This is a genomic window from Rhodopirellula maiorica SM1, assembly GCF_000346295.1.
Classification (GTDB): Bacteria; Planctomycetota; Planctomycetia; order Pirellulales; family Pirellulaceae; genus Novipirellula; species Novipirellula maiorica.
Map to the genome: position 1 here is coordinate 1 of NZ_ANOG01000978.1, position 12,243 is coordinate 12,243.

The following is a 12,243-nucleotide window of genomic DNA, read 5'->3' on the forward strand; positions in this document are numbered from 1 at the left end:
GAATCAGCTAACACGCGGGAGACTGCTGCTACGTTCGTTTCGACTCCCGCCGAACCGACGGACGATTCCACAACCCATTCGCAAACCGAAGCGGGTGGTTCAGCGACCGCTTCGGCCAAGGCTCCGTTTTCATTCAATCCGCTTAACGAACGCGAAGCCTATGTGATTCTGCACAAAGGGACCGAACGTGCGGGAATCGGAGAATACACCCATTTGAAAGACCCGGGCCTCTACATTTGCCGACAATGCAACGCTCCGCTGTACCATTCGGACAGCAAATTCGAGAGCCATTGCGGATGGCCCAGCTTTGACGATGAGATCAAAGACGCGGTCGAACGGCATCCCGATGCCGATGGCCAACGGACCGAAATTGTCTGCAGCAACTGCAAGGGGCATCTTGGTCACGTTTTCGAAGGCGAGCGATTTACCGCGAAGAATACTCGGCACTGCGTCAATTCGATTTCGATGCGATTTGTTCCCAAAGGCAAAAAGCCGCCTGCGGTGATCAAAGCTCCCCCAACCAAGAAAGCGAAATCGGAGCAGCAGAAAGCGAATTCCAAGCAGCAGACGGCGGAAAAGAGCGACCCGAAAGCAGAATAAGGGGCAAGCGTGATGATCGCGGCGTGATCGACGACATTCAGGATTTTTTTGAAGAAAGGCGAAGCGATGGGCCCGCGGCGGTCTCTGTAGGCTTATCACACGCTTTTTCTTTCACCCCCGAATCACGATCATGCGAATTTTCTGCCTCCTCGCTCTGTTGTTTCTTTCTCAGGAATCGAATCTGGTGCGATCGCAATCCCCCACAGATCCGCTGGTCCCGAAAACGTCCACCGATGACGAAACTTCGGTGACGCAATCCTCGTCGCTGGCTTTTCTGAATAAAACCGCAGGCGGGACCCAGGTTTGGACGGACCATGCGTGGGTCGATGGAAACCGAATCCAGCAGAATGCGTTGACGGGGCATTGGCGTTTGCTAGACCCAAACAATAATCGCATTACCTGGGGGACTCGCCAACAATGTGAAACCCGTTTGGCAGCACAAACACAAGCTTCGCCAGCACCGCATTGCGAACGGGTCGTCATTCTACTGCACGGTTTGATGCGGACGCATCATTCGATGATGCAATTAGAAAAGGACCTGAAGGCGAGCGATGATGCTGAGATCATTCGCTTCTCTTACGCCAGCACACGGTGTTCGATTGGCGATCACGCTGCAGCGCTTCGCGAATTGCTGGAACGATTGCCCGAAGACACGAAAATCAGCTTCGTCGGACACAGCATGGGCAATATCGTCACGCGTCATTTGATCGGAGACCTGCAGCGTGACGGAGATCCCAAAAATCTGTTGCCGCGGTGCGAGTCGATGGTCATGTTGGGACCACCGAACCAAGGCGCCGCGATCGCTCGGCGAATCAACGCCGCCGGGATCTTTGACGTAATCACCGGCAAAGGATGCCGCGAACTTGGCAGCGAGTGGCAAGCGTTCGCAGACCGGTTGGCAACCCCACCGTTTCCATTTGCGATTGTCGCCGGTGACGTTTCCACGACCCCAATTCAAAACCCGCTTGTCGACGGCGCAAGCGATTTCGTCGTCAGCATCGAGGAAGCTCAACTCGAAGGAGCAGAGGAATTTCACACGGTGCCGGCTCTGCACAGTTTCTTGATGAACAACGAACAAGCACGTGAATTGACGATCGACTTCTTAATTTCTCATCGCACTCAAAGCTAAGCCGTGGCGGACTTAATCGCTCAAGGGCCCCAAGAACAACAACGTTGGCGACGTGCATTGCCCGACGCCACGTCCGGTCGTGAGATCATGCTAGGACGTGCCGATAGCGATTGGAATGTCCCTTGGGATCCGATGATCTCGCGACGGCACACGCGGATCAAAGTGCATTTGGATCATCAAATCGAAATCATTCAAAACGTGCACGCACGCAACCCCGTCTTCTATCGCGGCCGACAATCGCCGCAATTCAAATTGACGGTCGGAGAACATTTTGTCATCGGCGAAACCACCTTCACGGTAGTCAATCGGCCCGGTGCCTCGGAATTGCCATCGAGCGAAAATGTTACTCAGCACGCCTACGACTACACCGTTTTGCGACGCCGCCATTTCCGCGACGCCAATTCACGGATCGATATGCTGAGTCGTTTGCCGGATTTGATCACCAGCGCCGAGACCGACGAAGAATTATTGGTGCGGATGACCAACGTATTGCTGCAGGCCACCCCGGCGGCAACCGCCGTGGCCGTCGTCGCGTTGCAAGACGATTCGGCGACCGATAATCGCGTCCGTCCACGATCGGACCGGCCCGTTCAGATTCTGCATTACGATAGCCGCGGGTTTGAATACGAATCGGCACAAGTCAGTGCACGGCTTGCCCGTTCGGCAATCGAAACACGCGAAAGCGTTCTGCAAGTCTGGTCTCCGCACGAGGCGACCCAGAGCGGATTCACAACGAACGAGGGCGTCGATTGGGCATTCTGCGTTCCGCTGCGAAGTGTTGCTTGCCGTGGTTGGGCCATCTACGTCACTGGCCAATCGTCAACCCATGGGCGTTTCGATCCGCGAGACCAAAATGCGACTCCGCCCGAAGCGTTGCAAGACGATCTGAAGTTTGCCGAACTTGTTGGATCAATGGTTGCCAACCTACGGCAAACACGAAGACTGGAACGACGTCAAGCATCGATGCGACAATTCTTTGCACCCATCGTCATGGATGCCTTGGCCAATCAAGATCCCGCCGACGTGCTGCGGCCACGCGAGGCTAAGTTGTCGGTCATGTTTTGCGATCTGCGCGGATTCACCCAAAAGAGTGAAGAACAATCCGACCACCTGCTGGAACTGCTAAACCAAGTCAGTGAGTCGCTTGGCGTGATGACCCGAGCCATCCTTGATTACGGCGGCGTGATCGGCGATTTCCACGGCGATGCTGCGATGGGGTTCTGGGGCTGGCCGATCGCTCAATCCGATAACGTCGTTCGAGCCGCCAACGCCGCGATTCAAATTCGCCGACAACTCGCAATCCATAGCAATACCAACAACAGCGAGATCGGATACCACTTTCAGCATGGCATCGGAATCGCGACGGGCAATGCCGTCGCCGGCCAGATTGGGACCGTCGATCAGGTCAAAGTCACCGCGTTTGGACCGGTTGTGAATCTCGCTAGCCGGCTAGAGGGGCTGACCAAACAATTTGGGGTGCAAACGATCATTGATGAACCAACCGCCATGTCGCTGCAGGGACGTCCTGATCCCGAACCGTCCGGCGACAACGGGGCAGCGATTGTGACGCGTCGATTAGCACGGGTACGCCCAGCAGGATTGATCCAGCCCGTCAATATCTACCAACTTAGTCTGGCCAGCGAAACGCTCGACGACGCCGACCTTGCAACCTATCAACGCGGACTCGAGGCGTTTATCGAGGGTGACTGGACGATCGCACGTGAGGCCTTTGCTTGCATTGCCGAGCGTGATCGGCCGAGCCAGCGGATTTTGGCTCAAATGGCGCGTCAAGGACAATCGCCGCCGGCGGGATGGTTAGGGGTGCTGGATCTGGAAAAGAGCTAGGTTTTGTCGGGGGCACCCTCTCTCCCTAACGATGCCAGGGACTTACAATAGGACTCAAACCCAACCCAAAACCCCCAGACTAACCGTGGTACGCAATGGGACTGCAACAGCTTAGCTCACACCCGTTTATCCTCCTTCGCACATGCTGCTTCACCGCCCTGCTCGGGACCCAGGCATATTTTTCGAGTGAATCGGCGGCCCAATTGTCCGATAGTGATCGGGCACGTTTGGTGTCGCAGATTCGCGATGACGCGAGCCAGATCACGGAGGACGGATTTCCTGATCTGCAAGCGGCGAAACAAGACGTCACTGAAAAGATCGAGTCGGTGCGGCAGTTCATGCATGCCCAGCGATCGCAAAGCAATGGCCAAGCGTGGCTTGATTATCTAGATCTGACACCGCTCTCGGATGCCTTGCAATCCGATTCGCTCTCGAACCTGGCGCGAACCGCGATCGATACCCGTTTTCGTCTGATTGGAAACATCGAAGGGCTCGAGATGAGCTCGCTAACTCGGCTCCGCAGCTCGATCGAACATTTGCTTGCGGCGATCCGTTTTCGTGATGGTGAGCGAGCAGCTGAGCAGCTCGCCCAACAACTCGATTCACTCGCTGAGCGAATCGAGGCGATGGACCGGGTCCCGTCGGCCGAAGACGCGGCGTCACTTTCCGCATTGGTATCGCTGCTGGAGGAATCGCAACAAGCCCGCGGTGTGGTGGCATCGATTCGCGAAGTCTTTGGACGACCGAACATCGCGATCTTTGTTGGCGAATCGGCAATCCAACAAGCGGTCAATCGCGACGTCAATCGGTCACGCCCCATCCGCGACTGCATTCTTGGGACTCGGATCGTTGGCGAAGCGTACACGACCGGCTTTGTCACCGCGAATCTATTGCCGTCGATCGGTGCCGCGAGAATCCAAGTCTCACTCAACGCCGATGTTTCCACACGCAGCACCGGATACAACGGCCCGGTGAAACTTCGCACCTTGGGTAACGCGCAAGTGACCGCGACCCGCACGTTGAACATCAACGAATCAGGCGTCACGATGGATCCCGCCTATACAACGGCAGCATTAAACACCGACATCACCGCAATTGAACACAAACTAAAACTCGTGCGGCGTATCGCCCGCAAAAAGGCGGCCGAACAGAAACCCAAGGCGGATCGCATTGCCGTCGAACGGTTGCGTCAGCAGGTGGGTGAAGAGTTTGTGCAACAAACCAGTGAGGCAGGTGGCATGCCAACGCCAAACATTTCCGAAAGAATCGCACCGACGTTAACTCGATTGTCTCTAATCGATCCTGCTCGTTTGTGGGGATCGACGGACGATTCACTGTTTGTCGATACAACGCTTCGCCGCAACGACCAAATTTCAACCACGGTTTCACGGCCGGCAATATCGGTGTCGTATGAGGCTGCGATTCAGATCCAAGAATCGGTTGTTGACAATGCGTTGGGGCCGTTTTTGGCAGGCCGGACGGTCGACGAAGCGATGATCAATGAATTGCTTGCCGAATCAGGCCGTCCGGTTGAAAAGCAAGAGGGCGAGGATGCCGAACCGCCGTTCGAAATTGATTTTGCTCGACTACAACCGATCGTATTCGAAGCTCGTGAAGGAGCCATTCGTTTTGGAGTCCGCGGAACCCGCTTTGCCCAAGGCGAACGCGAGCTGAAGGTCCCGATGGAAATCACCGCCACCTACCGACCAGCGAAAACCCCCGAAGGACACGCCATCTTGATCCGAGACACTGACGTGAACGTCGACTTCCCGGGACGCAAACGGCTAAGTGTGTCGCAGGCGGGGCTAAAGCGAACAATTCAAAAACGCTTTGACGAAGTCTTTCCTGACACGCTTTTGCAACGTCAAATCGAGGTCCCTGAGACAGTGGAAATCGAAGCGATTCGAGGTCGCCAATACCGTGCCCATCACATCGATTCCCGTGATGGATGGCTTACCATCGCCGTGCATTAAAATGGATTTGCGACACAGGGCGCACGCGATCCAATAATCGGATTGCCGCTTTCCACGCTCGACCGTCTACAGCCAATAAAAAACGCCGCTTGATTACTCAAGCGGCGTTTTTCGTGATCGCTTCGTTGTCGTTGACTAGAAACGAGTTTGAAACTGGGTGTACACGAACTGAGCATCGTCGTTGGACAACACACCAGGCGTTTCGTCGTAGTAATCGCCGGCAAAGAAACGCGAGTAGCCGATCAACATGCTGCTACGCGGATTCAAATTGACGTTGATGGCGACATCAATCTCATGTCCCAACTCTTTGTCTTCGGCCAACGCCGTCGTGTTGTACGGCTGCATCGTTACGCCATACGGTGTGGTGGATGTGTCCAACAAAAAGTAGTGGTACCAAACCAACAGATTGACTTTCGGCCCCAGCACGGGGGTAATGAACTGCATGTTAAAGTCGTGTAGGTTGCGACGACCGAACAAGTCCATAAAACCATTGTATTTATGAGCCAGCGGGAACAGATGGTCGAACGCATCATCACCACGATTGACGAAGTCAGAATCGCCACCGGAGGCATAGTCATACCAGAACCAAACGGTCGGTTTCCAATCCGCAACTTGCAGCTTGCGACCAAGTCCGCTGGTAAAGAAAGCGGCGTCGTGGCTGCTGCCGTTGCTGTTGGTACCGAATTGAACTCCCCCTTCGACTTCGTATAGCAAGTCGCCTTCGCTGCCAGCGACACGTGAACCAAGTGTGTGGTAATCAAAATTATTCACACTGTCGTCCAGCCCCAGGTAGTACATATCCAAGGTGCCGATATCCAACCCTTTGCGGGTCAGGTAAGTGCCGAAGAAATCAACGCTCTCGTTGGCGTCATCAATCTTGCTTTCGGTCGCTGCATTGCGATTCACCGGATGGACGAAGAACCCGTCTACATTCCAATCTTTATCGGAATACATCAAGCGTCCACCCTCAAACGTACGCCGGGTGTTAGCCCAATCCAATGGCGAGATCAACCGTTGGTTGCCGTATAGCAATTCTTGGCGACCGACACGTGCGGTCAGCGTGCTGCAGCCATCGGAGTACAGATTTACATCGGCGAACAAGTTCTGAATTTCGCCTCGATTCTCTTCGATCGGACGGTTGTTGAAAAACTCGCCGCCTGAATCGGCGTACAGGTACTCACCGTACAGACGAATGTAGTCGTTCATGCGATAGTCCGAGAACAACCGCAACCGGGTCAACCAAAATTCGTCGTCTTGGCCGGTCAACCCAAGTCCGCGCATCCCATCTTCGTCGTGGTAGCGAACGCGAACTTCGCCGCCCAGATCAAGCTTGCCATCAGCGAGGCCTTTGAGCGAATCGCCAAGAAACGAAGGGCCGCTATAGCAGGGATCGTTCAGATAGCTGAAATCGTTCGCATAGAAGACGCCACCGTAGGCTTTCTTCATCTTCTCGGTCGCAGCGTCACGTTGCTTCTTTGTGCAACAGGTGCTGTTACAACAGCCGCAGGGTACCGACACCTGTTCCGCTGGGGATGGCAGCACTTCCGGATAGACCGCCGTGTCCGAGAGCGGTTCCGCTTCGTCCGCCGCGATCGCTTCAGCCGCAGTATAGACCGTATCGCTAACCATGCGCACCGCAGGTTCGACGACGACGGTATCCATCGACGAATCCGAGACGCGGACATCGCTGTATTGGTCTGCCTGAGCCACATTGAGCGTCACTAGCGTCGACAGAGCGGCCAACAGCCCGACACGCGACCGACGTCGCTTTGGGATCGTCATCATGATGAGGTTCCTTCCTCGATTAAATAAATGTTTGCAGAGCCAGAGGTAAGGATCTACGGATTTGCATCATGCTGTCCCGCGCTTTGCCAATGCACTACGCATCAACAAGAACATCACTTGAGGTGAGAATTTCACATTCCCGCCGACCCCTTACGGTCTCACAAAATTGAAACCTTGGTTCGCATCGGCATCCCAGAAGGGTGGGGACTGCAAGAAATTGACCGCACCCGAAAATGAGATTGATCGCGACAATCCGAACGAGCAGGCGGAATCGTCATCACCGATACGGCGGACCGGCGATCGCAAGCTTCACGTTGCGAAAAACAAAAAAAGACAAAGCCTGGCAGCCCCCTTATTATCCAGGTGGTACTCAGGCCGCGTCAGATGAGGGGCCGCGTTAGATCAGGGGCAGCGCATGCTCAACAAATAGGCAACTGCCGGCATTCTAAGCGATTTCCAGCAGCATGTCTGGAACGTAATTTTTTTTCGTTTTGAAAAAACTACATTCACTACAGTAGCCAATCCCCACCTTAACGGCCCGTAGCGAAGCTCATGCCCCCTTCGCGGCGATCTCCCCCTAAATGGACAACGCTTGGCCCATTTGTTGCCTAACACTGCAGACGGCAACGCAGCCCCTGATAGAAGTTCGATTCTGTACTGATTCAAAGAGTTGCGTGCCTCTCCCTCCTATCCCTTATCCACCTTTTTCGACGGCGTCATGCCAAGGTCTGTTTTTATGCCTTCTGTTCCTCTCCTTCGACCGTTCCGCAATCTCGCCTTTTGCGGGTCCCTCTTTTCACTCTCAGCGATGTTGTTGTTAACAACCGTTGGCTGTGGAGGATCGAAGATCACATTAGAAGACCTCGAGGCCGCTGCGGCGAAGGTACAACAAGACACGGCATCCGCTGCAACCACCGACACGAAAGCGACCGTTGTCGCCGAACTACTCGACATCGAAAAACCATCACTAAAGTTTGGCTTTATCAAGCTGACCGACTGCGCTCCGCTGGTAATTGCCAAAGAGAAGGGCTTCTTCCAAGAGGAAGGCTTGAACGTCGAAATCGAAGCCCAATCGAATTGGAAAGTATTGCTGGACCGTGTGATTGACGGGCAACTCGATGGTGCCCACATGCTCGCCGGCCAACCGATTGGCGCGACAATCGGGTTTGGCACCAAAGCACACATCATCACCGCCTACAGCTTGGATTACAACGGAAACGGCATCACGGTCAGCAACGAGATTTGGAGCCAGATGCAAGAGAACGACGAAAGTTTGAAGTCGCCCACGCCGCCGCATCCGATCTCGGCAAAATCGCTCAAGCCGATCGTGGATCGCTACAAGCAAGACGGCAAAGATTTCAACATGGGGATGGTGTTCCCTGTCAGCACGCACAACTATGAAATTCGTTACTGGTTGGCGGCCGCCGGCATCCACCCTGGCTTCTACAACAAAGACAACATCACTGGCATGGTCGACGCGGATGTCTTGCTGTCAGTCACTCCACCGCCACAAATGCCGTCGACCCTCGAAGCGGGCACGATCCTAGGGTACTGCGTTGGCGAACCATGGAATCAGCAAGCGGTTGCCAAAGGTATCGGCGTCCCGGTGACGACGAACTACGACATTTGGAAGAACAATCCTGAAAAGGTATTTGGGGTTTCGGCAGAATGGAACGAGAAATATCCGAACACTCACATTGCGGTCGTCAAAGCGTTGATTCGAGCTGGCAAGTGGCTTGATGAGACCGATGCCGATGGCAAGCTGACCAATCGTGAAGAAGCGGCCAAGATCCTCAGTGGCAAAGATTACGTCGGCGCCGACGAGGATCTCATCAAAAAGAGCATGACGGGCACGTTTGTCTTCCAGAAGACTGATGTTCGCCCGATGCCTGAATTCAATGTTTTCTTTAACCATTACGCCAGCTACCCGCATTACAGCGATTGCATTTGGTTTCTGACCCAGATGCGTCGTTGGGGGCAGATTACCGAAAGCAAGCCGGCCGAGTGGTACGAAGAAACGGCCAAAGAAGTCTACAAGCCCGAGATCTACCGCAAAGCTGCCTCGATTTTGGTAGCCGAAGGCAAAATCTCGGAAGCCGAAATTCCTGAAGACGGCTACGACGGTTACCGACCGGCAACCAACGAGTTTATCGACGGCAACACCTACGATGCTCGTGATCCGATTGGCTATATCAACAGCTTTGTGATTGGCAACAAAGATGGCGACTCTACGGACGCCGAGCCCACGAAGCTTTAACCCATAGACGTCACAACCCGATTGACAATTCACTTCGACATTTCTGTCTTCTCTCCCCCGCTTCGTAGCCTGTAGCGGGGGAGAGAGGGGGTCGGAACCAAGCGTCTTGTCATTTTTTTAAGTGCCGTACCTACCTGGCCGCTATCACGCGGGCCCAAGGGTAGGACAGTTTAAGAAACAAGCTGGCTCTGAGTCTGCAGTGACAGAGTCTTCCCACCACAATCGACCATCGCGTCACAAGAACACAACTACCGTAATCGAGAGCAATAAAGATGAATTGGCGTGGAACCGCTTTAAAACTTTGCAACGTTTCAGGAATGCCGATTTTCGAACCGTTTGTTCGACTCGCCGCAGGCGAAGACCCCAAAGAGCAATTCAAAGGGATCGCGAAATTTGTATTGCTGCCGATCGTCGCGATCGCCTTGTTTGTCGGTGCATGGTCGCTGGCTGCGAAAACGGTTGTCACCGAGAGCATGCAACTGCCAAGTCCATCGGCGACCTGGCAAGCCGGCGCCGATTTGTTCTCGATGCATTTTGCACAACGTGCCGAAGATCAGCTGAAAAAGAGCGAGATGCTTGCCGAAGCAATCAACTTTATGGTGCAAGCTCAATCGCTTGAGAAACAGGCCGTTGACGCATCGGCCAGCGAAAAAGAAGCCTTGCTCGCCAATGCAATGATCTACAAAAAGAAGGCACTGCAAGCGGCAAACTATGTCCCATCGAGCGCTCCGACCTTTATCGACCAAATCGTCACCAGTTTGAAGACCGTCTTTTTTGGGTTTGCCATCGCCACCTTGATCGCAGTTCCGCTGGGTGTGCTGTGCGGCATGAGCCCTTGGTTCAACGCCGCGTTGACACCTGCGATTCAAATGTTCAAACCGGTCAGCCCGCTGGCTTGGTTGCCGTTGGCCAGTCTTGTCATTATTTGGGCGTACAGCAATTCACAACCGGGCGAAACGTTCTTCGAAAAAGCGTTTCTGATCTCCGCGGTTACCGTTTCACTCTGCTCGCTGTGGCCGACGCTTGTCAACACGACCCTCGGCGTTGCCAGCGTGGACAAGGATTACTTGAACGTCGCTCGCGTGCTGAAGCTGACTTGGTCGCAAAAGCTGTTCAAGATCATCTTGCCGGCTAGCTTGCCGCTGATGTTTGCGGGACTGCGAATCAGTCTCGGTGTCGGATGGATGGTACTGATTGCCGCGGACATGTTGGCCCAAAACCCTGGGCTGGGCAAATTTGTCTGGGACGAATTCCAGAACGGCAGCAGCACGACGTATGCACGAATCGCGTTTAGCGTACTGATCATTGGACTGATCGGCTTGGTGCTCGATCGGATCATGATCTGCTTACGCAACATGGTTAGTTTCGGAAACCCGGTCGCGGGCTAGAACGTCGGTGTTCCTTGTCCACCAACCCTACTCATTCACCAACGAGAGCAACAATGAGCGTCGCCGTCCTTGCTGATCCAGCAATCGAAACACGACTCGATAACTCGGCACCGAATCCGATTCTAACGATGCGTAACGTATCGAAGGGGTATGGCAGTGGTGTGACTCGCAATGAAGTATTGCAGAACATCAACCTGAATATCCGCGAAGGCGAATTCTTAGCGGTCGTTGGATTCTCGGGAAGCGGCAAGACCACCTTCACCCAATTGTTGGCTGGTTTGATCCAGCCCGACAGTGGAGAGATTTTGATGGAAGGCGAACCGGTGACGGGACCAGGCCCCGATCGCGGTTTAGTGTTCCAAAACTACTCGCTGCTGCCGTGGTTGACCGTTCGTGGCAATATTGCGTTGTCGGTCGACAGCGTGTTTCGCAGCTGGGGCAAAGGGGAACGTCGCGACCATGTCGAAAAGTTCATCGAGATGGTCGGACTCAGTCACGCCGCCCATCGTCATCCGCATGAATTGTCCGGCGGCATGCGGCAACGCACCTCTTTGGCACGCACCTTGGCAATGAAACCCAAAGTGCTGCTGCTGGACGAACCTCTCTCCGCTCTCGATGCACTTACCCGCAGCGTGCTGCAAGAAGAGATTTTGAAGATTTGGGAAGAGGAGCGTCAAACCTGTTTGATGATTACCAACGATGTCGATGAAGCGATCCTGGTCGCCGATCGTATCGTCCCCTTGAACCCCGGCCCACGAGCATCACTGGGCCCGATTTTCACGGTCGAACTTGACCGTCCGCGTGACAAATCGGCGTTGAACCACAACGAGCGTTTCAAAGGGCTGCGAAACGCTGTGACCAATTACTTGGTTGCCGTCCGCCAAAAATCGCGAACGGACGAGGCCGCGGTTTCGACCGCACCCAAGTTTGAACTCCCCGAAATTGATCCCATTAGCTTGACAAAGCCACATCGCTTGATCGTCAACACACCGGCTCAGTAATAACGAAACGGAAAAGAAAATGGCTGGCTACGTAGAAATGTTTCGTCTCGGCAAGACGTACGACACGCTGAAAGGTCCTGCGGTCATCGTCGAAGACTTTAATTTGAACATGAAGCAGGGCGAATACGCGAGTCTGCTGGGGCATTCCGGCTGCGGCAAGAGCACCGTATTGATGATGGTCGCGGGACTCTGCGATATCACCGATGGCGGCGTGGTGGTCGCGAATCATGAAATTGACGGCCCCGGTCCCGATCGCGGCATCGTG

General features: G+C 54.4%; 9 protein-coding genes. 8 read left to right on the forward strand and 1 reads right to left on the reverse strand.

The annotated features are described in order from the left end of the window. From RMSM_RS31560 to RMSM_RS31575, 4 genes are all read left to right on the forward strand, one after another. A partial coding sequence (locus RMSM_RS31560; protein ID WP_236622378.1) for a methionine-R-sulfoxide reductase occupies positions 1-600 on the forward strand: 600 nt, incomplete at its 5' end. A gap of 130 nt (positions 601-730) precedes the next feature. Continuing rightward, positions 731-1,729, forward strand: a complete 999-nt coding sequence (locus tag RMSM_RS31565) for an esterase/lipase family protein (protein ID WP_008707187.1) — start codon at positions 731-733, stop codon at positions 1,727-1,729. 3 nt (positions 1,730-1,732) lie between these two features. Further along, positions 1,733-3,574 carry an adenylate/guanylate cyclase domain-containing protein gene (locus RMSM_RS31570; protein ID WP_008707188.1) on the forward strand — a complete coding sequence of 614 codons (1,842 nt, stop codon included), beginning with the start codon at positions 1,733-1,735 and terminating at the stop codon, positions 3,572-3,574. Between the two features lie 203 nt (positions 3,575-3,777). Beyond that, complete coding sequence (locus RMSM_RS31575) at positions 3,778-5,547, forward strand: hypothetical protein (protein WP_144058100.1); 1,770 nt, start codon at positions 3,778-3,780, stop codon at positions 5,545-5,547. A 135-nt stretch (positions 5,548-5,682) separates the two neighbouring features. Here the strand turns inward: RMSM_RS31575 and RMSM_RS31580 are convergent, their stop codons facing one another. Continuing rightward, positions 5,683-7,332 carry an alginate export family protein gene (locus RMSM_RS31580; protein WP_008707190.1) on the reverse strand — a complete coding sequence of 550 codons (1,650 nt, stop codon included), beginning with the start codon at positions 7,330-7,332 and terminating at the stop codon, positions 5,683-5,685. Between the two features lie 808 nt (positions 7,333-8,140). Here RMSM_RS31580 and RMSM_RS31585 point away from each other — a divergent pair. From RMSM_RS31585 to RMSM_RS31600, 4 genes are all read left to right on the forward strand, one after another. Beyond that, positions 8,141-9,589, forward strand: a complete 1,449-nt coding sequence (locus RMSM_RS31585) for a CmpA/NrtA family ABC transporter substrate-binding protein (RefSeq protein ID WP_008707192.1) — start codon at positions 8,141-8,143, stop codon at positions 9,587-9,589. Positions 9,590-9,861: 272 nt separating this feature from the next. Next, on the forward strand, positions 9,862-10,977 hold the full coding sequence (locus tag RMSM_RS31590) for an ABC transporter permease (RefSeq protein WP_008707193.1): 1,116 nt from the start codon (positions 9,862-9,864) through the stop codon (positions 10,975-10,977). 53 nt (positions 10,978-11,030) lie between these two features. Then, positions 11,031-11,978 carry an ABC transporter ATP-binding protein gene (locus tag RMSM_RS31595; RefSeq protein WP_008707194.1) on the forward strand — a complete coding sequence of 316 codons (948 nt, stop codon included), beginning with the start codon at positions 11,031-11,033 and terminating at the stop codon, positions 11,976-11,978. Between the two features lie 19 nt (positions 11,979-11,997). Further along, positions 11,998-12,243, forward strand: a 246-nt coding sequence (locus RMSM_RS31600) for an ATP-binding cassette domain-containing protein (RefSeq protein ID WP_040770561.1), incomplete at its 3' end; no start/stop codon positions are given.

Excerpts from the sequence above, each read along its gene's own strand:
- RMSM_RS31565 (WP_008707187.1), top strand. The coding sequence starts at position 731 with ATGCGAATTTTCTGCCTCCTCGCTCTGTTGTTTCTTTCTCAGGAATCG.
- RMSM_RS31585 (WP_008707192.1), top strand. The coding sequence starts at position 8,141 with ATGTTGTTGTTAACAACCGTTGGCTGTGGAGGATCGAAGATCACATTA.
- RMSM_RS31590 (WP_008707193.1), top strand. The coding sequence starts at position 9,862 with ATGAATTGGCGTGGAACCGCTTTAAAACTTTGCAACGTTTCAGGAATG.
- RMSM_RS31580 (WP_008707190.1), bottom strand. The coding sequence starts at position 7,332 with ATGATGACGATCCCAAAGCGACGTCGGTCGCGTGTCGGGCTGTTGGCC.
- RMSM_RS31595 (WP_008707194.1), top strand. The coding sequence starts at position 11,031 with ATGAGCGTCGCCGTCCTTGCTGATCCAGCAATCGAAACACGACTCGAT.